20 protein-coding genes and 1 riboswitch are annotated in these 22836 nt (G+C 72.3%); of the genes, 10 read left to right on the top strand and 10 right to left on the bottom strand.

Going from position 1 to position 22836, the window contains the following annotated elements; genetic code table 11:
• Window positions 1–437 precede the first annotated feature (437 nt).
• The 8 genes from ABT137_RS04125 to ABT137_RS04090 form a co-directional block, all read right to left on the bottom strand.
• Window positions 438–1253, bottom strand: a complete 816-nt coding sequence (locus ABT137_RS04125) for a DUF427 domain-containing protein (protein WP_351702036.1) — start codon at window positions 1251–1253, stop codon at window positions 438–440.
• Window positions 1254–1275: 22 nt separating this feature from the next.
• On the bottom strand, window positions 1276–2289 hold the full coding sequence (locus ABT137_RS04120; RefSeq protein ID WP_351702033.1) for a 2-oxoglutarate and iron-dependent oxygenase domain-containing protein: 1014 nt from the start codon (window positions 2287–2289) through the stop codon (window positions 1276–1278).
• A gap of 24 nt (window positions 2290–2313) precedes the next feature.
• Window positions 2314–3138, bottom strand: a complete 825-nt coding sequence (locus ABT137_RS04115) for an alpha/beta fold hydrolase (RefSeq protein WP_351702030.1) — start codon at window positions 3136–3138, stop codon at window positions 2314–2316.
• A 25-nt stretch (window positions 3139–3163) separates the two neighbouring features.
• Window positions 3164–5179, bottom strand: a complete 2016-nt coding sequence (locus tag ABT137_RS04110) for a dipeptide ABC transporter ATP-binding protein (RefSeq protein WP_351702027.1) — start codon at window positions 5177–5179, stop codon at window positions 3164–3166.
• A complete protein-coding gene (locus ABT137_RS04105; protein ID WP_351702024.1) occupies window positions 5176–6033 on the bottom strand; it encodes an ABC transporter permease in 858 nt (285 codons plus the stop codon). Before ABT137_RS04105 ends, ABT137_RS04110 begins: the two co-directional genes overlap by 4 nt.
• On the bottom strand, window positions 6030–6986 hold the full coding sequence (locus ABT137_RS04100) for an ABC transporter permease (RefSeq protein WP_351702021.1): 957 nt from the start codon (window positions 6984–6986) through the stop codon (window positions 6030–6032). Before ABT137_RS04100 ends, ABT137_RS04105 begins: the two co-directional genes overlap by 4 nt.
• 3 nt (window positions 6987–6989) lie before the next feature.
• Complete coding sequence (locus tag ABT137_RS04095; protein WP_351702018.1) at window positions 6990–8627, bottom strand: ABC transporter substrate-binding protein; 1638 nt, start codon at window positions 8625–8627, stop codon at window positions 6990–6992.
• 163 nt (window positions 8628–8790) lie between these two features.
• On the bottom strand, window positions 8791–8871 hold the full coding sequence (locus ABT137_RS04090; protein ID WP_351702375.1) for a putative leader peptide: 81 nt from the start codon (window positions 8869–8871) through the stop codon (window positions 8791–8793).
• Between the two features lie 236 nt (window positions 8872–9107).
• Here ABT137_RS04090 and ABT137_RS04085 point away from each other — a divergent pair, with 236 nt between their 5' ends.
• Complete coding sequence (locus ABT137_RS04085) at window positions 9108–9848, top strand: winged helix-turn-helix domain-containing protein (protein ID WP_351702015.1); 741 nt, start codon at window positions 9108–9110, stop codon at window positions 9846–9848.
• A 9-nt stretch (window positions 9849–9857) separates the two neighbouring features.
• Here the strand turns inward: ABT137_RS04085 and ABT137_RS04080 are convergent, their stop codons facing one another.
• On the bottom strand, window positions 9858–11336 hold the full coding sequence (locus ABT137_RS04080) for an MFS transporter (RefSeq protein ID WP_351702012.1): 1479 nt from the start codon (window positions 11334–11336) through the stop codon (window positions 9858–9860).
• Between the two features lie 349 nt (window positions 11337–11685).
• Window positions 11686–11799, top strand: a riboswitch (SAM riboswitch).
• 33 nt (window positions 11800–11832) lie between these two features.
• Between ABT137_RS04080 and ABT137_RS04075 the strand changes: the two genes are divergently transcribed.
• The 7 genes from ABT137_RS04075 (at window position 11833) to ABT137_RS04045 (ending at window position 20388) form a co-directional block, all read left to right on the top strand.
• Window positions 11833–11949: a putative leader peptide gene (locus tag ABT137_RS04075; protein WP_351702009.1), complete on the top strand. Its 117-nt coding sequence runs from the start codon at window positions 11833–11835 to the stop codon at window positions 11947–11949.
• 221 nt (window positions 11950–12170) lie between these two features.
• On the top strand, window positions 12171–13790 hold the full coding sequence (locus ABT137_RS04070; protein WP_351702006.1) for an ABC transporter substrate-binding protein: 1620 nt from the start codon (window positions 12171–12173) through the stop codon (window positions 13788–13790).
• A gap of 3 nt (window positions 13791–13793) precedes the next feature.
• Window positions 13794–14753, top strand: a complete 960-nt coding sequence (locus ABT137_RS04065; protein WP_351702003.1) for an ABC transporter permease — start codon at window positions 13794–13796, stop codon at window positions 14751–14753.
• The gene (locus tag ABT137_RS04060; protein ID WP_351702000.1) at window positions 14750–15673 is read left to right on the top strand and encodes an ABC transporter permease; all 924 of its coding nucleotides are present in this window, start codon (window positions 14750–14752) and stop codon (window positions 15671–15673) included. Before ABT137_RS04065 ends, ABT137_RS04060 begins: the two co-directional genes overlap by 4 nt.
• Window positions 15670–17370, top strand: a complete 1701-nt coding sequence (locus tag ABT137_RS04055; protein ID WP_351702372.1) for a dipeptide ABC transporter ATP-binding protein — start codon at window positions 15670–15672, stop codon at window positions 17368–17370. The genes ABT137_RS04060 and ABT137_RS04055 overlap by 4 nt, the downstream gene beginning before the upstream one ends.
• 13 nt (window positions 17371–17383) lie before the next feature.
• Entirely contained in the window at window positions 17384–18424 is a 1041-nt protein-coding gene (locus ABT137_RS04050; protein WP_351701997.1) for an LLM class flavin-dependent oxidoreductase, read from the top strand.
• Between the two features lie 20 nt (window positions 18425–18444).
• Window positions 18445–20388, top strand: a complete 1944-nt coding sequence (locus ABT137_RS04045) for an alpha/beta hydrolase domain-containing protein (protein WP_351701994.1) — start codon at window positions 18445–18447, stop codon at window positions 20386–20388.
• A 45-nt stretch (window positions 20389–20433) separates the two neighbouring features.
• On the opposite strand, the gene ABT137_RS04040 is transcribed toward ABT137_RS04045, so the two are convergent.
• Window positions 20434–20940, bottom strand: coding sequence for a cupin domain-containing protein (locus tag ABT137_RS04040; protein ID WP_351701991.1), 507 nt, complete (start codon window positions 20938–20940; stop codon window positions 20434–20436).
• 139 nt (window positions 20941–21079) lie between these two features.
• Between ABT137_RS04040 and ABT137_RS04035 the strand changes: the two genes are divergently transcribed.
• Window positions 21080–21514 (top strand): RrF2 family transcriptional regulator, encoded by a 435-nt coding sequence (locus ABT137_RS04035; RefSeq protein WP_351701988.1) that lies wholly within the window; start codon window positions 21080–21082, stop codon window positions 21512–21514.
• Window positions 21511–22440 (top strand): DsbA family oxidoreductase, encoded by a 930-nt coding sequence (locus tag ABT137_RS04030; RefSeq protein ID WP_351701985.1) that lies wholly within the window; start codon window positions 21511–21513, stop codon window positions 22438–22440. Before ABT137_RS04035 ends, ABT137_RS04030 begins: the two co-directional genes overlap by 4 nt.
• Window positions 22441–22836: the final 396 nt, after the last annotated feature.

Genomic DNA, 22836 nt, shown 5'->3' with positions numbered 1-22836 from the left:
AAGCGGAAGGGTGAAGCAGGCGGTGGTCGCCGCGGTACCGCGAGCAGGACACCGCCGGGGCGGAGACCGCGCACCGCCCCTTCCGGAAGTACGCCATGGGCGCACACCGGCCGATGCCGGGATCCGCTCAGCGGATCAGCGACACGCCTTACGGGTCAACGACAACAGAACGCGCTGGAGACGTGCGCCAGGTCGATGTGGCGCCTCCGGGTCAAATCCACGCGCGGGGTCATGGAAGGTGAGTTGAGCAGAGGTCCACGCCGTCGGTCAATATGTTCCGGACAGCCCTCACATTGCGGAAACATCGGCCGCTCCGGTGAGGTCGTCGCAAGCGACCGACGGGGCCCGGCTGTCGGATGACACCCCAGGCCCCGTCGCGGTGTGGCCGACCGTGGACCGGCGCGGTCCGTCGAGACGGACGCGGCGGTCGTGGCTCGTCAGATGCGCCGCTGCTCCGAGAGCGCCTTGGTGAAGTGGGTGACGGGGCGTTCCACCCGCTCGCCGTCGAGGGTGATGTCGACGGCCTCGTTGTAGAAGGCGAGGAGTCCTTGGACGGCGCCGACCGCGGGCAGCGGGTCCGGGTAGCTCCAGACGACGTTGGGCGGGACGCCGGCGTCGCCGCGCCACGACCAGTACTCGGCGGTGCCCTTGTACGGGCAGCCGGTGTGGTGGTCGGTGGCTTCGAGCAGGTCGAGGCGGACGTCCTCGCGCGGGATGTAGTAACGGGTGGGCAGACCGGTCTCGAAGAGCAGGACCGGCCGGTGGGTGTCCGCGGCGACCGTGCCGTCGATCTCGACCACGAGGTGCCGGCTGCTGGGGATGGCGTCCACCCGCTTGTGCGGGTCGCGGGGGTGGACGAAGATCTCTTCCTCCTCCTCGTACCAGTGGTCGAGGCCCCGGCCGACGCGCCGGAACCACTCGAAGGCGATGTGGTCGGCCAGGTCGGCGGCCGGGAAGGTCCAGGCGGCGTTCTCCAGCAGTTCGCCGTCGGCCTCGACGTCGTAGAAGATCCGTGAGCCGGTGTGCGTACCCGTCGGAGGGTTCTTGGCGGGCCGGAGGAGTTCCTCGCGTACCTCCGCGCGCGGGAACGCGTACAGCGGCACGGGAACCCCCGGCTCCCAGACGAGGACGGGGTGGCGGCTGTCGACCACCGTGACGTCACCCTTGCGGCCGCGAACCCAGCGCTCACTCGGCTCCCACAGGAGCCCCTCGGGGGTGGTCCGCACGGCTCGCGCGGTGGGGAATGTGGTCATGACCGGCTCTCCTTCGGCTTGCTCACGCGGTGACTTCGGCGACGTAGGGGCGGTTCTCCCGCCAGGCGGCGAGCTGCTCGGGGCGGCCGAAGACCCGCAGGTACTCCTCGACGTTGCCACTGGCACGCTCCCACACCGAGACGGGTTCGAAGTCGGAGCCATCCGGGTCGGCGAAGGCCGGCAGGGGTGCCACGACCGTGTCCAGGCTCGGATGGACGAAGACGGCGGAGGAGCGCCGGGTCACCGAGCCGCCGGCCACGACGCGGTGCCGCCCGGGGCGCAGCCGGCCGTCCGTCCAGTTGGTCAGCAGCGTGCCGGTGAACACCTGGAGGGCGTCGTGCCGGATCGGTACGGAGGTCCAGGTGCCGTCCGGACGCTGGCCCTGCAGGCCCGCGTAGTCGCCCTCCTGGTAGAGGACGGTGAGCGCGGAGCTGTCGGCGTGTTCCAGGAGCAGGAGCTTCTCGTCGTCGGACACGCCGTCGTACGGCCACTTGGGGTAGTTGTTGACGACCGTCGTCGTGTAGACGTCGTCGCCGAGCGGGAAGGTCTCCGCGGGCACGTCCAGCACGCGCGCGTACAGGCCGAGGAGGCGGCGGGCGACGTCCACGAAGGCGTCCTGATAGCGCCGGGTCGCGGCGCGCAGGCCGGGCTCCTGCGGCGGCCACACGTTGGTGTGGGCGTAGAGGGTGGCCTGCTCGGGGGTGAGTCCGGCGGCCTCGGCCGCGTCCGCGTCGTCGTACTGGCCGATGTTGAACCGTTCGAGTTCGAGGCGGCCGAAGTCGTCGGGCCACTGCCGCCAGCCGCGGTAGGGGTGCCCGGTGGGACTGGCCAGCTGTTCCTTCTCGTCGCGGGGAAGGTCGAGGACTCGGCGGAAGCCGTCGTTGAACCCGGCGATCACTTCTGCGGGGACGCCGTGGTTGACGACCTGGATGATGCCGATGGTCTCGGCGGCGTGGCGCACGGTGGCGAGCAGGTCGTCGGGGGCGTCGTCGGCGAGGGCGGCGGCGAGGTCGATGACGGGGATGTCGTCGGACATGGCGGGGGCTCCTTCGGGCGTGGGTCAGTGGGTGAGGGGGCGCAGGACGTCCGCGAGGGCCTGCGGATCCGCGTGGACGGTGACGATGTCGCCGTCGGGTACCTGGGTGCGGAAGCGGTCGAGGGACACCGTGTCCAGCGGGCCGTCCTCGGTGCGGACGAGCAACGGGAAGGGGACGGAGGCGAGTTGCTCCCAGAGGGTCTCGTCGTCGAGTGCGGTGGGCGCGTCGGCGGGGAGGCTCCCGAGGTGGTGGCGCCAGGACCAGGTGCCGTCCGCGGCCTGCTCGGTCTCCAGTTCGGCCGTGCGGGCGGCGTCGGTCGCACCGCGTTCGGCCAGCCAGGCCGCCGCCTCGTCGCGGGTGGCGAACTCGGGGCTGGGCGTGGGCCACAGCCGCAGGCCCGGAGAGAGAGTGCCGGGCAGCGCGTCGACGAGGACGAGGCGGCCGGCGGTGTGCGGGAACTTCGCCTTCAGGGCGATCGCGGTGAGCGCGCCGAACCCGGTGCCCACGAGGGGCACGCTTCCCGGCGCGAAGGACCGGGTGGCCTCCTCCAGCGTGCCGGCCAGCCGCCGGGGACGGTAGTCGCCCCGGCCGCGCCTGCTGGAGCGGCCGTGGCCGGGCAGGTCCAGGGCGACGGCGGGCCGGTCCAGGGCCAGCAGGACGTCGTCCCAGGCGCGGGCGCCGGCACCGGCGTCGTGGAGCAGGACGACGGTGGGCTTCTGCGGGTGCCAGAAGACGCCGCCGACGTGGCCGCCGGTGGCCACGGTCACCCAACGGCGCTGGATGACGGGGGCGTTCGGCAGGTCGGCGAACTCCTCGGCGGCGGTGCTGGTGCTGGTGCTGGTGGTCATGAGAGCTCCCAGGGCGGAGAGGGGGTCAGAGCGGGTCGGCCACGCTCAGCGCGGCGGTGGCGGGGATCCCGGCCGGCAGGTCGGAGGGGTCGAGGTGGCAGCGCACGACGTGGCCGGCGCCGAGGTCGCGTTCCGGTGGCGGTACGTCCTCGCACAGCCCGGCGATCCGGCGGGTACAGCGGTCGGCGAAACGGCAGCCACTCGGTCGTGCGGGCGCGTTGTCGGCTTCTTCGGACGGGCCGGTCACCACTGGGCGCGCGGCGGCCTCGACCAGCAGGGCGGTGTACGGGTGCGACGGACCGCGCAGTACGTCGGCCGCGGGCCCCTCCTCGACGATCACACCGCGGTACATGACGGCGATCCGGTCGGCGAGGTAGCCGACGACCGCGAGGTCGTGGGAGATGAAGAGGTACGACGTCCCCGTGCGGTCCCGTTGGTCGGCCAGCACCTCCAGCACCGCCGCCTGCACGCTGACGTCCAGCGCGGACACCGGCTCGTCGCAGATCACCAGGTCGGGGCGGCCCGCGAAGCTGCGGGCGATCGACACGCGCTGCTTCTGCCCGCCGGACAGCTGGGCCGGGCGGCGGTCGAGAAGGTCGGCGTCGATGCGGGTGCGCTCCAGGAGTGCGTCGAGGGACGGACCCGAGGGATCCGCGAGGGTGGCGAGCGATCTCCTGAGGACCGTGCGCACGGTGTGGCTGGGGTTGAGGGACGCGTCCGGGTTCTGGAAGACCATCTGGATGCGCGGGCGCAGGCGTTCGTCGCGCCGGGCAAGGCGTGCGGGCAGTGGTTCACCGCGCAGCCGCAGGGTTCCCTCGCCGTCGGGGGCGAGACCCGCGACGGCGCGGGCGAGGGTGGTCTTGCCGCTGCCCGACTCCCCCACCAGGCCCAGGACTTCGCCCTCGCGGATGGTCAGATCGACGTGGTCGACCGCGACGGTGTGCCCGAACCGCCGTACGAGATCCCGCACTTCGACGAGGGCGGCAGGCGTCTGTCGCCGCCCTTCACTCCCCGTCCCCGCACCGACCTCCACCGTGGCCTCCGCCGGGTGCAGACAGCGCACCGACCGGCCCGCAACGGCCTCGGCGTCCAACGGGGGTTCGGCGGCCCGGCAGGCGTCCTCGGCCAGCGCGCAGCGTGGCGCGAAGGCACAGCCGGTCGTGGTCTCGCCCGGCAGCGGCAGCCGGCCGGGCAGGGGTCGCAGCGGGCGCTCCCGCCGCGTGACGCCGAGGACCGGGACGGCCGCCAGCAGGCCCGTGGTGTACGGATGGGCGGGCGAGGCCAGGACCTCACCGACCCGGCCGGTCTCGACGAGGCGTCCCGCGTACAGCACGCCCACGCGGTCGCACATGCGGCCGATCAGGCCGAGGTCGTGGCTGACGAACACCACTGCCGCGTCGAGCCGGCCGCGCAACTCCTTGAGCAGGACCAGCACTTCGTGCTCGACGGAGGCGTCGAGCCCCGTCGTCGGCTCGTCGAGGATCAGCAACCGCGGCTGTGCGGCGAGGGCGGCGGCGATCACGACACGCTGCTGCTGGCCGCCGGACAACTGGTGCGGGTAGCGGTGCACGAGCCGCTCGGGGTCGGGCAGCCGTACCGTGCGCAGGAGTTCGACGGCGCGTTCGGCACTCTCCCGGCGGGACAGACCACGCGCGCGCAGGACCTCGGCCAGTTGCTTTCCGACCCGCATCGTCGGGTCCAGGGATCCCGCCGCGTCCTGATGCACGAAGGCGAGCCGGGAGGCCCGCCACTCCCGCAACCCCCGCCCGCCCAGGGCCAGTACGTCGGTGCCGTCCAGCCGCACACCGCCGCCGAGCACCCGCCCGCCCGGCGCGAAGTGGCCGGCCAGCGCGTAGGCCAGGCTCGACTTGCCGCAGCCCGACTCGCCGACCAGGCCGAAGATCTCGCCGGGGGCGACAGTGAACGACACGTCGTACAGGACCTGGGCGGAGTCGTACGCGGTGCTCAGCCCCTCGACGACGAGCCCCTGTTCGTCCGTGCTCGACCTCTCGGCGACAAGCCTCCGTTCGTCCGTGCTCATGCGACCGCGCCTCCCGCCGCCCGCCGTGACGTGTCCGCGACCAGGGCCACCCCGACCACCAGGGAGACGATCGCCAGGGCGGGCGCGAGGACCGTCCACGGCGCGTTGTTCAGCCACACCCGGTTGTCGGCGACGGCCGCGCCCCACTCCGGTGAGCCGGGTGGCTGGCCGAGGCCGAGGAAGGAGAGGGTCGCGGCGGCGAACACGGCGTCGCCGAGCCGTGAGGTCGCCTCGACGTACACCGTGGAGCGGACGTTGGGCAGGATCTCGCGGCCGAGCAGTGACCACAGGGGCTCGCCGCGCAGCCGGGCCGCCTCGACGTACGGCTTCCCCCGCTCCACGAGCGTCGCCGCCCGTACGCTGCGCGCGACCAGCGTGGTGAGAGCGGTCGCGACGACGCACACGAGTACCGGCGTCGAGCGGCCCAGGAAGGCCACGAACAGCACCGCGGCGATGACGGCCGGAAAGACCACGACGGCGTCGACGATGCGCATCACCACGTCGTCCAGCCAGCCGCCCACCCCGCCCGTGAGCAGCCCGATCACGGTGCCGGCGAGGACGGCCAGCGCGGTCGCGGCCGGCGCCACCTCCAGCACGGGACGGGCCCCGGCGAGGGTGCGGGAGAACACGTCACGGCCGAACTGGTCGGTGCCCAGCCAGTGTTCCGCGCCCGGCGACAGGAACCGGTCCTGTGGGCGCTGCACGTCGGGTGCGTACGGCACCAGGTGCGGCCAGAACAGGGCGACCCCCGTCCACAGCACGATCACGGCGGCCCCCACGGCGGAGGCGGCGGGCAGTCTTCCCAGCCGTCGCAGTCGTCCCAGCGGCCGCAGGGCGATCGGCACGGTGCTCACGACACACCCCCGAGCCGAATGCGCGGATCCAGCAACCGGTGGACGAGGTCGGCGAGGAGCACGACCAGCATGTAGAGGGCGCCCAGCACCAGGGCGCTCGCCTGGAGCGTCGGCAGGTCCTTGTCCTGCGCTGACTGCAGCAACAGGGCGCCGGCTCCCGGGTAGTTGAAGAGCAGTTCGACCACGACGATGCCGCCGAGCATGTACTGGAGCTGCACGCCGAGGGCGCTGGTGGCCGGCACCGTGGCGTTGCGCAGCACGTGCCGGACGACGATCCGGGCCGGGCCGGCCCCTCGCAGCCGCACCGCGCGTACGTAGGGACCCTCGACGACGGCGATGGTGCTGGCACGCACGTGCCGGGCGACGTAACCGGTGCACACCAGCACCAGCGAGATGGCCGGCAGCAGCAGATGCCACAGGGTCTGTCCCAGGCCGTCGGCCCCGGGCCGGGTCTGCGCCGACGCGGGCAGCCAGCGCAGCTGCACGGAGAACACCACCAGCAGGACGACCCCGGTGACGAACTCCGGTGTGGCGCCCAGCGCCAGGGTCGTGGCGGTGATCGCCCGGTCCAGTACCCGGCCGTGGTACAGCCCCGCGATCAGCCCGAGCGTCAGCGCGACCGGCACCAGCAGCACGAACGCGAAGGCCGCCAGGAACAGCGAGTGCCCGAGCCGTTCCAGGAGCAGCCCGCGCACCGGCACGTGCAGCGTGTACGAGGTCCCCCAGTCACCGGTGACGAAGTGCCCGAGCCAGCTCCCGTACTGGACGACGAGCGGCCGGTCCAGGCCGAGTTCGTGGTCGAGGGCGCGCAGCGAACCGTCCGTGGCCTCCCGGCCCAGTACCGTGCGGGCGACGTCACCGGGCAGCACCTGGGTGGCGAGGAAGACCAGGAGGGAGACCGCCAGCAGGGTCAGGGGGACGGCGGCGAGGCGGCGGAGCAGAAACCGGGTCATGGTTCAGACCCGGGAGACGGTGGTGAAGTCGACGTACTGGCTGGGGTGCGCCTGGACGCCGCGGAACCTGCCGCTGTTGTAGGCGCGCGCCGCTCCGCTCCAGTACGCGATGACGATCGGCACGTCCTCGTGCAGGGCCTCGGCGATGATCTCCGCCTGCTTGCGGCGCTCGGCGTCGCTGGTGGCGGCGTCGTAGGCCTCGGCGGCCGCGTCGAGGGCCTTGTTGGCGTACTTGGAGCCGTTCCAGACGCCGTTGCTCTTCACCATGGGGATGATGAACTGGCTCGGCACGGCCCGGCCCGCCCAGCCGACCAGGTTGGCGGTGGTGAACAGCCACGGCGTGTCCTTGGCCTGGTCGCCGCCGTAGAACTCCTTCGAGGAGCGCTGGTCGAGGTCGACGGTGATGCCGACCTCCTTCAGCTGGCTCTGGACGGTGACCGCGAAGTCCTTGTTGGGCGGGTCGAAGGTGAGGGTGAAGCGCAGGCTCGTCAGGCCGGCCGCCTTGAGGAGTTCGGTGACCTTCGCCCTGTCCTTGGCGCGCTGCGCGATGTCGGTGGGGGCGGCCGGGAACAGCGGCGCGAACAGATGGTCGTTGCCGAGGTCGCCGAGTCCGCTGCCCGCGGCCTGCCGCACGGCGGGCCGGTCGAGGCCGTAGGCGACGGCCTGGCGGACCTCCTTGCGATCGAAGGGCGCCTTGTCGACGCGCAGGGTGAGCACGGTGACTCCGGTGCCCCTGACCTTGTCGACGGTGATGCCCCCGCTGTTCCCCAGGGGTTCGACGAGGGCGGGTCTGCTGAGGAACTGGGCGTCGATGTCACCGGACTGGAGGGCCACGAGGTCGGCCTGGTCGTCGGCGTAGAACCTGACGTCCACGCCGTCGAGGTAGGGCTTGGGGCTGTCCCAGTACGTCGGGTTGCGGACGAAGGCGGCACCCGTGGAGACGTCGTACGACGTGAGGGAGAAGGGGCCCGTGCCGATGCCGTGCTTGGTGAAGTCGCCTGCGTAGTCCGTCTTCAGGATCACCGCGTTGTAGTTGCCGGCCGAGACCAGGTACGGAAAGTCGGAGAAGGGCCGTTCGAGGGTGAAGACGACGGTCGCGTCGCCCTGGGTGGTCACGCCGCCCGGCTTGAGGACGGTGTCGAAGGCGGACAGGGCGGCCGACTTGCTCTTCGGGTCGAGCAGCCGGTCGAAGGACGCCTTCACGGTGGCGGCGTCGAGCTTCGTGCCGTCGGAGAAGGTGACCCCCTTGCGCAGGGTGAAGGTCCACTTGCGGCCGGTCGTGTCCGAGGTCCACTTCGTGGCCAGCCGCGGCACCAGCTTGAAGTCCTTGTCGAGCCAGACCAGGTACTCGGCCACCAACTGGTAGAGGGCGATGGCGGTGCCGTCGTACGCCGTGACCGGGTCGAGGGCGGTGGGCGGTGGCGGAGCGCCCACGCGCAGTGTGCCGCCGTGCTTGGCCGGGCCGGTGGCCGACGCCGTCGTCCCGGTCGACGCGTCGTCCGTGGCACTCGGCGCGCAGGCCGCGAGCAGGGCGGCCAGGGCGCCGCCGCCGGTCAGGGTGAGGAAGCCACGACGGGTGCGGACGACGGGCAGGACGTCCTGCCAGTGCCGGGGCAGCGCGTCGGCGTCGGATGCAGGCATGGGTTCTCCAGGGAATGACCGACGGCACGGCACAACCTGGGGGAGCTGTACGCGGGCGTGTGCGGTGCTGGCAGCAGGGTGAAGGGTGAAGAGAGGTGGAAGGTGAAGAAGCGTGCAGCCGAGGGCCGTCAGAAGGCCGGCGCGGTGCGCTCGGCCGGGTGCCTCAGCGCTGCGGACAGACGCACGTGCCGACGCGCAGCAGATCCACGTGGATCCTCCGGGTCAGCAGCGTGTTCGCGGTCACGACTCATTGATAACAGCGCAGTTCGGCGGCAGACAATGCGGGATCTGTTTCAGAATCGAGAAACTCCGCCGCAAAACTCCGCCCGTAGACTTCCGGCATGACCGACTCCCACCGCGTGCTTTCGCGCCCTGCCGCCGGCTGTCGCCGTCACGGTTCCGACGACCACCGGCCGTCTCCGAGGCACGACACGGGAGTTGCTCGCCATGCAGTCACCGGCGCACAGGCGATCCGAAGGGATGTCGGACCGCTCGCCTGACACCGCTCACTCGTCGATCGACGAGTTGCTGGTCCGCGCCCGGGCCCGGCTGCGGCGGCTGACGCCATTGGACGCGGCCCGCGAACTCGCCGACGGCGCGCTGCTGGTGGACGTCCGCGCGGACATGGTGCGGCGCGCCGAGGGCGAGATCCCCAGTTCTCTCGTCATGGACCGGAACGTGCTGGAGTGGCGGCTGGACCCGTGCAGTGCCTGGCGTATCGAGGAGGCCGCCGACCACTCCCTGCGCGCGATCATCATGTGCTCGCAGGGCTACATGTCGAGCATGGCCGCCGCGGGGCTGCACGATCTCGGGCTGGTGCGCGCCACCGACATCGTCGGCGGCTACGAGGCCTGGCGCGCCGCGGGCCTGCCGGTGGTGCCCGGCGGCACGCTGCCCGGCTCCTACGTGGCCGCCGCCCCGTCCCCGATCAGCCTCGACCCGGGCGGGCAGCGCATGCTGGTGGACGGCGCTCCCGTCGCGCTGACCCCGTTGGAGTTCCGGCTGCTGACCGCCCTGCTGCGCGGCAACGGCAGGGTCATCACCCGGGAGGACCTGCGCTCGGGCCTGGGGGAATGGGCGGGCAGCCGGAGCCGCTCCGTCGACCTGCACATCCACCGCATCCGCCGCAAGCTGGGCCCGCGTGCCGCTGCTCTGCTGACGACGGAGCGAGGCGTCGGCTTCCGGCTGCGCGCCACACCGGCACCGGCCGAGAGCGGCTGACGGCACGGGTCACGTGGGTCGTACCCTGGTACTCGGCACGGTGGATCCCGCGGCTTCGCAGTTCCGGGACGAGCTTGTCGACGACGTGGGGTCTGACCGGCCGGTGTGACGGTCAGTCATGGGGCGCTCCTCCGGTGGACGGTTCGCGAGAAGGCGGGTGACCGGGGACGGCGAGCGGCAGGTCGACGCCGCCGCAGACGCCGACGCGGATCGGGGGACGTGCGGCGCGGCCGGGACGGGCTGCGTGGCCGAGGCAGGCACCGGGCGTACCGTTCCCGACAGCCACAGCCACAGCCCCACGCCGAGCGCGGCCAGCACGGCGGTGGCCGCACCCACGCCCAGCCCCCAGCGCACCCCCGCCTGCTGGGAGATCCAGCCGATGACGGGGGCGCCGACCGGACTCCCGCCCATGGAGATCACCGTGTAGACCGCCATCACCCGGCCGCGCATGGCGTCGCTCACCTCCGACTGGACGAAGGCGCTCACCGCCGTGTTCAACGTCATCAACGTGAGGCCGGCGGGCAGCAGCAGGGCAAGGAAGGCCGGGTACGTGGGCATGACCGCGGCCAGTGCCTCGAAACCGCCGAACAGCAGCGCGCCGACGACGACCGTCCGCACCCGGGGCGAGACACCGCGCGTGGCGGCGACCGTCCCTGCGACGGTGCCGACGGCCAGTGCGGTGTTCATGAGGCCGAGTCCCCGGGAGCCGACGTCGAAGACGCGCCCGGCGAACAGGGTCAGCGTGGTGGGGAAGTTGACCGCGAAGGTGGCGGCCAGGCCGAAGATGGTGAACACGCCGACGAGTTCGGGCCGGGCCGCCACATAGCGCAGCCCCTCCGCACCCGCCCCTGTCCACGGTGGCCGGGAGACGGGACGCGTCTTCCGCACCCGCGGCCGGATCGACAGCAGACCGGCGAGGACGACGGTGAAGGACACGGCGTTGAGGGCGAAGACCCACCCGGTGCCGATCGCCCCGATCAGCACACCGGCGATCGCCGGGCCGATCAGGCGGGCGGCGTTCAGGGACAGGATGTTCAGGCCCGCCGCCTTCGGGATCAGGGCCCGGCCGACCAGTTCGGTGACGAAGGACAGCCGCGCCGGGTTCTCCACCGTGAACACGCAGCCGAGCGCGAAGGACAGGACGTACAGCAGCCACAGCGCGGCATGGCCGGAGAACACGATGACCGTCAGGAGCAGTGCCTGGACCGCGTACAGCGTCTGCGTCCACAGCAGCAGGGTCCGGCGGTCGTACCGGTCGGCGACGACCCCGCCCCACAGGCCGAACAGCAGCACGGGGGCGAACTGGAGTCCGGCGACCCAGCCGAGCGCGGTCCCGCTGTGGGTGAGCGTCAGGACGAACCAGTCCAGCGCGACACCCTGCATGGCGCTGCCGATGTTGGACACCAGGCCGGTGCTCCAGTAGATCCGGTAGTCACGGACCCGTAGCGCGGCGAACACCCCCTTCGGGGCAGTGCTGTTGACGACCATGCGGCTCTTTCCGAGCGGGCGGGGGCTGGACGCGGACGCGTCGCGGGATGCCTGCGACGCCGGTCCGGATCCAGGTGAGGACGCGGCGCGGCGGAGGCGAACGCGCAGGGGAATGGGGAGCGAGTGGTCAGCGACAGGTCTGGTCGAACTGGTCGGCGCGGCGGCCCGCCCAGAACGGGTCGAGCAGCACGGTGCGTGCCTGACCTGCGGTCTCCATGGCCGGATCAAAGCACACGGAACAAGGTGCGTCCACCATCCGTCCCGGCACGTGAGACGACCCCGTTCTCCCGAACAGAGCGTCACGTTGCGGCATTGACGTACGACAAAATCGATCCGTAGCATCACCAACGGCATTGAGTGTCAGCGTCAAGCCCTGGCTCGCTGACCGGCAACCCTCCCGCGCGGCGGGGTGCTCCAGGTGAAAGCCCGGCGGGGTCACCGATGACTCCCGCAAGCGCGTGGCCCGTGACCGGGGCCGGAGACGGGGAGGTTCGACATGCGGCACAGCGATGACTCTGCTGCCTCCCCCACCGACGCCACGGCGTACTCCCGGCTCTCGCGCCGGCGCCACATCGACTTGAAGCGCTCGACCAGCTGCCTCTGTCGGGCCTGACCGGCCCGGCTGCCGCCGGCTGACATCCCGTCACCGGCCCCGGCCCCTTCGCGCCGTTCTTCCCCCTCGCCGCCGGTTCCCGGCGTCGTCCGCATGACAACCCCCTGTCTGCACAGCGCATCCCCGGCCGGAGTCGATCCGCCCGGGCCGCACACACCGTCATGCCTCCGCGCATCCGTGCGCGGTCGTGCCTCGGTGACACGAGTAGGAGATAGCCCTCCGTGACTGCACTTCCGGATTTCAGACCCTCCCGATGGGCGCCCCTGGCCGCGCTCCTGACCACCAGCGTCCTGCTGACCGCGTGCGGTTCGGGCGACGACGGCTCCGGCGGCGGAAGCGGCCAGGCGAAGTCCGGCGGCACCCTGACCTTCGCGGTGGGATCCGACGCCGGCTGCGTGGATCCGCAGCAGGTCGCCAGCAACGACACCATCTACTCGGTGCGCCAGACCGTGGACTCCCTGACCGACCAGGACCCGAAGACCGGCAAGATCGTGCCGTGGCTCGCCAAGAGCTGGGACATCAGCTCCGACGCGACGACGTTCACGTTCCACCTGCGGTCCGGGGTCACCTTCAGCGACGGCTCGAAGCTGACCGCGCAGGTGGTCAAGGACAACTTCGACGCGGTGCCGCAGCTCGGCACCCTGGGCACCCTCGCCGAGGGCTACCTGAGCGGCGTCAAGAGCACCACCGTGGTCGACCCGCTCACCGTCAAGGTGACCTTCAAGCAGCCCAACGCCCAGTTCCTCCAGGCGACTTCGACCCACTCGCTGGGGATCGAGTCCTCGGCGAGCGTCAAGAAGAGCCCGCAGCAGAAGTGCAGCGACGGGGTGGTCGGGTCCGGGCCGTTCGTACTCAAGCAGTACGTGCAGAACCAGTCGGTCACCCTGGCCAAGCGCACCGGGTACGACTGGGGCTCCTCGCTGTGGTCGAAGAAGGGCGAGGCCTACCTGGACAAGCTGGTGTTCAAGGTCGTGCCCGAGGCGGGGGTGCGGGCCGGCAGTCTCCAGTCCGGGCAGGTGGACGCGATCAGCAGCGTCGGCAAGGCCAACGAGGCGGCCCTCAAGGGCGGCCAGGTCACCCTCCAGAGCCGGGCCAACCCCGGTGTGGCCTTCGGTCTGGGGCTCAACAACGCGCGGCCCCTGCTGAAGGACACGAAGGTCCGTCAGGCGATCTCGGCCGCCATCGACCGGAAGCAGATCGCCGACACCGTCTTCCCGACCGGCACCCAGCCGGCGACCAGCATCCTGGCGCACACCACACCCGACTACACCGATCTCTCCTCGGACCTCGCCCTCGACACGGCCAAGGCCAAGTCCCTTCTGGATCAGGCCGGTTGGAAGGCGGGCAGCGACGGCATCCGCACCAAGGACGGCAAGAAGCTGACCCTGACCATCAGCTGGTTCCCCAACGCGGCCACCAACCAGCCCGCGCTGGAGCTGGTCCAGCAGCAGCTCAAGGCCGTCGGGATCGACGTGGTGCTCAAGCAACTGCCGGTCACCCAGTTCGCCACGACGCTCCAGTCCGGTGACTTCGACGTGGTGTGGGGGAACGCGACCCGCGCCGACCCGGACATCCTGCGCAGCTCCTTCTCCACTCAGCTGGCCAACTTCTACCACTTCCCCGCCAGTTCGCTGGACACGGCGCTGTCCGCGCAGGCCGCGGCCACGGACACCGCGAAGCGCAAGCAACTGGTCGGCGAGGCACAGCAGGTGATCGTGCGGAACGCGTACGACGTCCCGGTGGTGGAGCTCCAGACCCAGCTGGGCGTCTCGAACAAGGTGCACGACCTGACATTCGACTCCGGCAGCCGCGTCCAACTGCACGACACCTGGATCGGCTAGCGCATGCGCCGCTATCTGATCAAACGGCTGGCGCAGGCGGTCGGAGTGCTGTGGGCGGCCTACACGGTGTCGTTCCTGGTACTGGACTTCCTGCCCGGTGACCCGGTCTCCGCGATGGCAGGTGCCGGGATGGACTCGGGTCAGACGGATCCCGCCCAACTCGCCAAGCTGCGGCACGAGTACGGCTTCGACAAGCCGGTGCTGGTGCAGTACGCCGAGTATCTGGGCCGGGCGGTGCGCGGGGACTTCGGCAACGCGGTCTCCACCGGCCGCCCGGTGACCTCCACCCTGGCCGACGCGCTGCCGCAGACGCTCCAGCTGACCGGGGCCGCGCTGCTGCTGGCGGTGGTCCTCGGCGGCGGCCTCGCGGTGGTGGCGACGTACACCTCGCGGCGGTGGCTGCGGCAGCTGCTGCTGTCGCTGCCCCCGCTGGGGGTGTCGGTCCCGACGTTCTGGGTGGGGCTGTTGCTGGTCGAGGCGTTCTCGTTCAAGCTGCACTGGTTCCCGGCGTTCGGCAACGACGGGCTGAAGGGGTTGGTGCTGCCTGCACTCACGCTGGCGGTCCCGACCGGCGCGCAGGTCGCCCAGGTGCTGGCGAAGAGCCTGCTGACCGCGCTGGACCAGGCCTATGTCGAGACCGCGCGGGCCAAGGGGGCCGGCCGGTGGCGGGTGCATCTGCGGCACGCGCTGCGCAATGCGTCGCTGCCCGCGCTGACGGTCGTCGGCCTGCTGGTCGGGCAGCTGATGGCCGGTTCGGTGGTGGTCGAGACGGTGTTCTCCCGCGACGGTCTGGGTCGGGTGACCGCGGAGGCGGTCACCACCCAGGACATCCCGCTGGTCCAAGGGGTGGTGGTGTTCGGCGCGCTGATCTTCGTGGCGGCGAACCTGCTCGTGGACCTCGTCTATCCGCTGCTGGACCCGCGGATCGTGGTGGCCTCGGACAGAAGGGCGAGCTTCGCATGAGTCAGAGCCTTGTCGACGACCAGGCCGAGGCCGCCCTCGGCTTGGCCCGGCCGGTCGAGAACGGATCCCCCGCGGAGCGCGGCCGGCCCGCCGGCATCCGCCGGGTGCTCCGCTTCCTGCTGCGCCGCCCCGGTCTGCTGTTGTCCGTTGTCGTCCTCGTGCTGGTGGTGCTGGCCGCCTTCTGGCCGGACCTGTTCACCTCGCAGGACCCGCTGAAGGGGGTGCCGTCCCAGAACTTCCGCGGTCCGAGCGGCAGCCACTGGTTCGGCACCGACGAACTCGGCCGCGACGTCTTCTCCCGTGTGGTCCACGGTGCGCAGCTCTCCCTCAAGGCCACGCTGATCGCGGTCCTGGTCGCGTTCGTGGTCGGCGGGCTGCTCGGCGTGGTCGCCGGGTTCGTGGGCCGCTGGGTGGACGACGTGCTGATGCGCTTCGTGGACGTCCTCCTCTCCATCCCGGCGCTGTTCCTGTCGCTGGCCCTGGTCACCGCCCTCGGGTACGGGACGGTGAAGGTGGCCGTCGCGGTCGGCATCGCCAGCGTCGCCTCCTTCGCCCGGGTGGCCCGGGCCGAGGTGCTGCGGGTGCGGCAGGCGGTGTTCGTCGAGGCGTCCCGGTCCTGCGGCGCCCGCTGGTACTCGGTGCTCGGCCGGCACGTCCTGCCCAACGCCACGGGGCCGGTGATCGTCCTCGCCACGCTGGACTTCGGCTCCTCGATCCTGGCCGTGTCGGCGCTGAGCTTCCTCGGCTACGGCGCGCCGCCGCCCGCCCCGGAGTGGGGGACGTTGATCTCCGACGGCCGCAACTACCTGGCCAACGCCTGGTGGCTGACCGCGCTGCCCGGTCTGGCGATCGCCGCGACCGTGCTGGCCGCGAACCGCGTCGCGCGGGCGCTGGACGGCGAATGGGCACGGCAGCGATGACCCACGACGCGCATGAGAACCGTGGCGCACGCGAGAACGGTGAGAACGTGACCACACCACTCCTGGAGATCCGCGGCCTGTCCGTGTCGTACCGCACCCGGGGCGACACGGTGTCGGCCGTACGGGGCGTGGACCTGGACGTATGGCCCGGGCAGGTGACCGCCGTGGTCGGCGAGTCCGGCTCCGGCAAGAGCACCACCGCGCACGCGGTCACCCGACTGCTGGCGGCGAACGGCACCATCGACGCGGGCACGGTCCGCTTCGGCCGGCACGACCTGGCCGCCCTCTCCGAGGCGGAGCTGCGTACCGTGCGCGGCAAGCAGATCGCGCTGGTCCCGCAGGATCCGACGGTGTCGCTCAACCCGGTGAAACGGATCGGCGAGCAGGTCGCCGAGGTGCTGCGTATCCACGGCCTGGCGACCCGGCGTGGGGCGGCGGCCCAGGCGGTCGCCGTCCTTGACCAGGCCGGGCTGCCCGACGCGGCCGTCCGGGCCCGGCAGTACCCGCACGAGCTGTCCGGCGGCATGCGGCAACGCGCCCTGATCGCGATCGCGATCGCGGCGAAGCCCCGGCTGATCATCGCCGACGAGCCGACCAGCGCGCTGGACGTCACCGTGCAGCGGGTCATCCTCGACCATCTCCAGCGCCTCACCGAGGAGTCGGGCACCGCGATCCTGCTGGTCACCCACGACCTCGGGGTGGCCGCCGACCGGGCCCAGCGCCTGGTGGTCATGTCACAGGGCAAGGTGGTCGAGGCGGGCGAGACCCGTGTCGTCCTGGCCGACCCCCAACACGATTACACGCGGCGGCTGTTGGCCAGTGCCCCGAGCCTGACCACGGCCCGCCCCCGCACCCCGGTCTCCACCGCCCCGGCCGGCACGGCGCCTCCCCTGGTCGAGGCACGCAACCTGGTCAAGGAGTTCAGGCTGCCGCGGGCCGGCGGCGAGGCCCGGACCCTGCGCGCGGTCGATGATGTCAGCCTCACCCTGCGGCGCGGGCAGACCCTCGCCCTGGTCGGCGAGTCGGGCTCGGGCAAATCCACCACCGCCCGCCTGGTGCTGCGCCTGGCCGAGGCGACCTCCGGACAGGTGCTGTTCGACGGCACCGACGTCACCACCGCCAGGGGTGCCGAGGTCAGGGAGCTGCGCCGGCGTGCCCAGCTCGTCTACCAGAATCCGTACGCCTCGCTGGACCCGCGCTTCTCCATCGGCGAGGTGATCACCGAGCCGCTGCGGGCGTTCAAGGTCGGCGACCGTGCCTCCCGGCTGGACCGCGCCCGCGAACTGCTCGACCGGGTCGCGCTGCCCGCCGCGACCCTGGAACGCCGCCCGGCGGAACTGTCCGGCGGACAGCGCCAGCGGGTGGCCATCGCCCGTGCTCTCGCCCTCTCCCCCGACCTGGTGGTGTGCGACGAACCCGTCTCCGCGCTCGACGTGTCCGTGCAGGCCCAAGTGCTGGACCTGCTGGCCGAGTTGCAGGCGGACACCGGCGTGGCGTACCTGTTCATCTCGCACGACCTGGCCGTCGTGCGGCAGATCGCGCACCAGGTCGCCGTCATGCGGGCCGGACGGGTCGTCGAGACGGGCCCGCCGGAGGATCTGTTCTCCGAGCCCCGCCACGAGTACACCCGCGAGCTGCTGGCGGCGATCCCGGGCGGGCGCGTCCCCGCCCCCGCCGCCGAGACCACCACGAGCTGAGGACCGGCGACACATGAGCACTCCGCACATCACCTCACTGGCCTTCCTGACGCCCGGCAACTTCGCGGACGACGACCCCTACCCAGGCCTGGAGGAGACCCTCCAGCTGTTCGAGTACGGCGAGCGGCTCGGCTACGACGGCGCCTGGATCCGGCAGCGCCACCTCGAACACGGCGTCGGCTCGGCGGCCGTGTTCCTCGCGGCGGCCGGGCAGCGGACCGACCGGATCGAGCTCGGTACCGCGGTCATCCCGATCGGTTACGAGAGCCCGTTCCGGCTCGCCGAGGACCTGGCGCTGGCCGACGTGCTGTCCCGGGGCCGGCTCCAGATCGGTTTCAGCACCGGCATGCCGCACGCCGACCTGCTCGGCGACCTGGTGTACGACGGCGACTGGCGCGGCTTCGACCTGTCGTACGGCAGGATCGCCCGGGTCGTGGCGAACCTGTCCGGCGACTACCTCGGCGGCCCGGACACGGTCATCCACTCGCCGGGCAACGTCCAGCGCCCCCGGCTGCAACCGCACAACCCCGGCCTTGCACGCCGCATCTGGTACGGCGGCGGCAGCCTGCGCTCGGTCCGCTGGGCCGCCGGGCAGGGCCTCGGTCTGCTCTCCGGCAACATCGTCACCGGTGAGGACACCGACGACTTCACCACGGCCCAGCTCAACCTCCTGTCCGCGTACCGGCGCAGGCTGCCCGAGGGCCGTACGACACGCGTGGCCCTGGGCCGGGTGATCGTGCCCCTGGACAGCGCCGACGCGGCCACCCGGGCCCGCTACCGGGCCTATGCGGCGAGCCGCCACGAGCGCACCCTCGCACCGCAGGGCCCGAAGCGCATCCTGTTCGCCCCGGACGTGGTGGGGACCGCCGAGCAGATCCTGGAGCGGCTGACCGCCGACCCGGTGCTCGCCGAAGTGTCGGAGCTGCGCCTGGAGTTGCCGTACGAGTTCCACCGGGAGGAGTACGAGCAGATCCTGCACGACATACGGCACCTCGTCGCGCCCGAGCTGGGCTGGCTGCCGGTCGCTCCGGCGGTTCAGGGGGCGGCCCGTTGAGTGCCGGTCGGGAGGCGGGCGTGCGACTGGAGGTGCACGCCCGCGAACCGTTCGCCGACGGGCACCGCTTCGCCGGCACCGGGGCGTACGAGGTGGTCACCGCGACCGCGCACTACGCCGTCGACCCGGAGGCTCCTGCCCACCGCTGCGTGCCCGACCTGGCTCTCGCGCCGCGTGACGACACCGGCTTGGTCCGCTTCAGTGGTGACGTGGAGATCCTGCGGCCGGTCGACGGCGGGCGCCGTCGCCTGTTCTTCGACTGGGGCAACCGCGGCAACAAGCGGGCCGTGCAGTACTTCTGCGACGCCCCGCACACCAACCGGCCGCGCACGCTCGCCGACGCCGGGAACGGCTATCTGCTGCGCCGCGGGTACACGGTCGTCTTCGGCGCCTGGCAGGGCGACCTGCTGCCGGGCGACGGACGGCTGCTGCTGGACCTGCCGGTGGCGAGGCACCACGGCAAGCCCGTACGCGGCCTGACCACGGCCGAGTTCATCGTGGAGGAACCCACCGGATCGCTTCCGCTCGCCCGCTGGTCGAGCACCAGGTCCTCTCCGGTGAGCGAGCGAGGCGTGCACACCGCGCGGCTCACCCGGCGGCGCTACGCGCACAGCACACCGGAGGAACTCCCCTCGGGAACCTGGCGGTTCGCCCGGATGCAGGGCGGCGGCAGCGACCTGAAGGGACGGTCCACCGCCCTCGTCCCGAGCCGCCACGACCTCCACCTCGACGGCGGATTCCGGCCGGGCTGGATCTACGAACTCACCTACGAGGCCGAGGACCCGCTCGTCCTGGGACTGGGCCTGGTGGCGGTCCGGGATCTCGTGAGCCATCTGCGCCACGATCCCGCCCGGCCGGCCGGTCCCGTCGAGTACGCCTACGGCTGGGGGCGTTCGCAGACGGGCCGGGCCATCCGCGACTTCATCCACCACGGCTTCAACGAGGATCTCGAAGGCCGCCGCGTGTTCGACGGGCTGCTCCCGCACGTCTCCGGCGCCGGCCGGCTGGGCGTCGAGCGCTTCACCAACCTCACCGTCCCGGGCGGGCAGCAGCACGAGGACCATCTCAGTGCGGCCGACGCCTTCCCGTTCGCCTACGCCGAGACGACGGACCATCTCACCGGTGCACGGGACGCGATCATGAAGCGGGCGAGCGATCCCAAGGTGCTGCACACCCAGACCTCGACCGAGTACTGGCAGCGCCGGGGCTCGCTGGTGCACACCACGACGGACGGCCGGGACCTGGGCTTCCCGCCGAACGTACGGGGATATCTGTGGTCCTCCAGCCAGCACGTGGCCGATCCGGCGGCGGGCGCGCCCGCGAAGGGGATCTGCAACCACCCGGAGAACGTGGTCGCCACCTCCGCCCTCTTCCGTGCCGTTCTGGAGGCGCTGGACGCCTGGGTGAGCGAGGGCGTGGAACCGCCGCCGAGCGCGGTGCCGACCGTCGCCGACGGCACGCTGGTGACGGCGGCCGAGTGGTCACGCCGGTTCCCGGCCGTACCGGGCGCGTTGCGCCCGCAGGGCCCCAACGAGCTGTACGCGGTGGACCGTTCGACCGTGCCGCCGGCCGCCGACCGCTCCCGCCGCTACGCGGTCCTGGTCCCGGGAGTCGACTCCGACGGCAACGAGACGGCGGGGGTCCGCGCGCCCATGGTGGCCGTCCCGCTCGCCACCTACACCGGCTGGAACACCCGCGCTCCCGGTCAGGGCCACGGCGCGCTGCACGAGTTCAGCGGCTCCACGTTCCCCTTCGCCGAGACGGAGGACGAGCGTCTGGTCACCGGCGATCCACGCCCGAGCGTCCAGAAACGTCACCGGGACGCGGCCGGGTACGCCGCCGCGATCAGGGCCGCCGCCGAGGACCTGGTGGCGCGCAGGCTCCTGCTCGCCGAGGACGTCGACCGCGCGGTGGCGGCGGCCGCCGGCTGGTCGTCCCCGCGGCACCGGTTCGAACTGCCGTGAGCGGGCCCGGCCGTGTCCGGGCCGGAGCGGTTCGGGCCCGGCCCGTCACGCCTCGTCGGCCGGAAGTGCGTACAGGCCGGGCAGGTTGACCACGATGGCCTCCTGGGTGCTGCGGGCGATGACGACCACGGCCTCCTCGGCGGGGTCCGGGTTCTCCTCGCGGTGCGGCACGAACGGGGGCACGAAGATGTAGTCGCCGGGCGAGGTACGCAGCCGTACCTCCTCCGGCTGTTCGCCCGTGTCGTCCAGGAAGACGAACTCGGGGTGCCCGCTCACCACGTAGATCGCGGTCTCGGACTCGCCGTGGTGGTGGTCGGAGCTGGCGGTCGCGGGAGCGACATGGGTCTGGCCCATCCAGAGCTTCTCGGAGCCGACGGTCCGTCCGCTGACGGCGGCGAACCGCCGCATGCCGCCGGACTGTGCGGTGTCGCCGTCCAGGGCGTCGGCGCGGATGTGGTGCAGCCGGGTGCGCAGGGGCGTCGCCGGGCGGTCCTGGGTGTCGTGGAGATGAGGGTGGAAGCCTTCACCGGGGGTCGTCAGCGACTCGCTCATGGCGGCGACGCTAGGACCGCCCCGGAAAGGATGTCAAGAGGTGTCCTTTGCGGTTCACCTGCGGCAATGTTGCCGCAACGTACGAACCGGGCGCGACGAGAACCTCCGTCGGACACCAGGGGTCCGGCATGATGGGGGCATGTACATATCCGCCAAGGCGGACTACGCCGCCCGCGCTCTGCTGGAGCTCGCCCGACAGCCGGACCGCCCGCTGACCTGTGAGGCGGTCGCGTCCTCGCAGGACATTCCGTTCCGGTTCCTCAAGTCCGTGGTCGGCGAGTTGCGCCGGGCCGGTCTGGTCCGCAGCCAGCGCGGCTGCGAGGGCGGGTACTGGCTGGGCCGGCCCGCCGCCGAGATCAGTCTGCTGGACGTCGCACGGGCCGTGGACGGCGAGGTGATCACCCTGCGCGGCGAGCCGCTGGCCGGGCTTGACTATCCCGGGCCCGCCGTCGGTCTGCCGGATGTGTGGCGGCGGATCGAGGAGGAGGCCACCGCCGTGCTGGCCGGGGTCACCATCGCCGGGCTGCTGCTGTCGGAGCCGGCCGGGCAGCCGGCCGCCCAGGGCGCCGCGTGACGGGCGGTCGGGCCGTGCCGCCGGTCGAAGTCGTCGAGTACACCGACCCGTTGTGTCCCTGGGCGTGGGGTTCGGAGCCCGTCTTCCGCGGGCTGCGCACGGCGCTGGCCGGCCGGGTCCGCTGGCGCCGGGTGTACTGCATCCTCTTCGACCACGACGAGGACCCGGCCCCCGACCCGGCGGCCGAGACCGCCTGGTACGCCCGCTACGTCGAGGGCATCGCCGGTCACACCCGGGCCCCTCGGGCGCTGCGACTGAGCCGGGTGGCCGCGAGTTCCTGGCCCTCCTCGCTGGTCGCGAAGGCGGCCGAACTCCAGGGGCCCGAGGTGGCCGACCGGGTGCTGCGACGGCTGCGGGAGACCGTCTTCGTTCTCGGTGAGCCGGCGGACACCCTCGGGGCGGCGCTGGACGCGGCCGCCGGCGTACCCGGGCTCGACGCACGGCGGCTGACGGCCGACGCCGCCTCCGCGGCCGTCCTCGACGGGGTACGCGCGGATCACGCGGAGGCGCGGCGGCCGGTGCCCGAAGTACTGTCCGACGTGCCGCCGGACGGGCTGTCCGCACCGGGCGGTTCACCGCACCCCGGAACCGCCAAGGAGACGCCCGACGGCAGGCACCGGTACGCGCTGCCGACGCTCGTCGTGCACGGGCCCGGAGGCCGTCGCGTGGTGCCCGGGTGGCGGCCGTACGAGGTGTACGCCGCCGCCGTCGGCGCCCTCTGCCCGGGGCTGCCGACGGCCCCTCGGGCGCTGCCCGGGGCGGCGGCACTGGCCCGGCACCGCAGCCTGACCGAGCCGGAGCGCGCGCTGCTGACGCGGGGCGCGTGGCCGCCGCCGGACGCCGTCCGGGTGGAGACCGCGGGCGGGCCGCTGTGGCTGGACCCGGGGGAGGCCGGCACCCACCCCGCCACCCGGCCGACGCCCTGACCGGCGATGGAGCTCCGTCCCGCCGAATGAGACACCAATTGGTGTCCATAGACAGCCGCACCCTGCGACCCCCACGATGTTGGGCATGCACACGACCCACCCCGGTGTGGTGTGCCGCTATGTGGATCTGCGGCGCACCTGCAGCGCTCTCTGTCGCTGACCGCCTGCCGCCCTCGCCCCGCAGGCGCCTGACCGCAGCCACCGGTACCGGCCCTTCCCCGTTCCGCCGGACCCGACCGCTCTGCGCGCCCCCCTCCTAGCGCCGCGACGTTTTCTGCGCCCCGCCCGCCGCCGCACACCCCTGGGCCCCGACAGACCCGTATGTCCCTGTCGTGACAGGCCCGTTGCGGCGCGGCCCCGGAGCGCCGCCCGACGCCCTTTCCCTCTCCCCCGGTT

The organism is Streptomyces sp. NPDC001980 (assembly GCF_040296885.1).
In the GTDB taxonomy this organism is placed as follows: Bacteria; Actinomycetota; Actinomycetes; order Streptomycetales; family Streptomycetaceae; genus Streptomyces.
Note: the sequence above shows the minus strand (reverse complement) of the source record. Positions and strands in the feature narration are given on the sequence as shown.

Bases quoted from the DNA above. Each gene is read 5' to 3' on its own strand.
- ABT137_RS04125 (WP_351702036.1), bottom strand. From the start codon at position 1,253: ATGACCACATTCCCCACCGCGCGAGCCGTGCGGACCACCCCCGAGGGG.
- ABT137_RS04120 (WP_351702033.1), bottom strand. From the start codon at position 2,289: ATGTCCGACGACATCCCCGTCATCGACCTCGCCGCCGCCCTCGCCGAC.
- ABT137_RS04115 (WP_351702030.1), bottom strand. From the start codon at position 3,138: ATGACCACCAGCACCAGCACCAGCACCGCCGCCGAGGAGTTCGCCGAC.
- ABT137_RS04110 (WP_351702027.1), bottom strand. From the start codon at position 5,179: ATGAGCACGGACGAACGGAGGCTTGTCGCCGAGAGGTCGAGCACGGAC.
- ABT137_RS04100 (WP_351702021.1), bottom strand. From the start codon at position 6,986: ATGACCCGGTTTCTGCTCCGCCGCCTCGCCGCCGTCCCCCTGACCCTG.
- ABT137_RS04095 (WP_351702018.1), bottom strand. From the start codon at position 8,627: ATGCCTGCATCCGACGCCGACGCGCTGCCCCGGCACTGGCAGGACGTC.
- ABT137_RS04085 (WP_351702015.1), top strand. From the start codon at position 9,108: ATGTCGGACCGCTCGCCTGACACCGCTCACTCGTCGATCGACGAGTTG.
- ABT137_RS04080 (WP_351702012.1), bottom strand. From the start codon at position 11,336: ATGGTCGTCAACAGCACTGCCCCGAAGGGGGTGTTCGCCGCGCTACGG.
- ABT137_RS04075 (WP_351702009.1), top strand. From the start codon at position 11,833: ATGCGGCACAGCGATGACTCTGCTGCCTCCCCCACCGACGCCACGGCG.
- ABT137_RS04065 (WP_351702003.1), top strand. From the start codon at position 13,794: ATGCGCCGCTATCTGATCAAACGGCTGGCGCAGGCGGTCGGAGTGCTG.
- ABT137_RS04060 (WP_351702000.1), top strand. From the start codon at position 14,750: ATGAGTCAGAGCCTTGTCGACGACCAGGCCGAGGCCGCCCTCGGCTTG.
- ABT137_RS04055 (WP_351702372.1), top strand. From the start codon at position 15,670: ATGACCCACGACGCGCATGAGAACCGTGGCGCACGCGAGAACGGTGAG.
- ABT137_RS04050 (WP_351701997.1), top strand. From the start codon at position 17,384: ATGAGCACTCCGCACATCACCTCACTGGCCTTCCTGACGCCCGGCAAC.
- ABT137_RS04040 (WP_351701991.1), bottom strand. From the start codon at position 20,940: ATGAGCGAGTCGCTGACGACCCCCGGTGAAGGCTTCCACCCTCATCTC.
- ABT137_RS04035 (WP_351701988.1), top strand. From the start codon at position 21,080: ATGTACATATCCGCCAAGGCGGACTACGCCGCCCGCGCTCTGCTGGAG.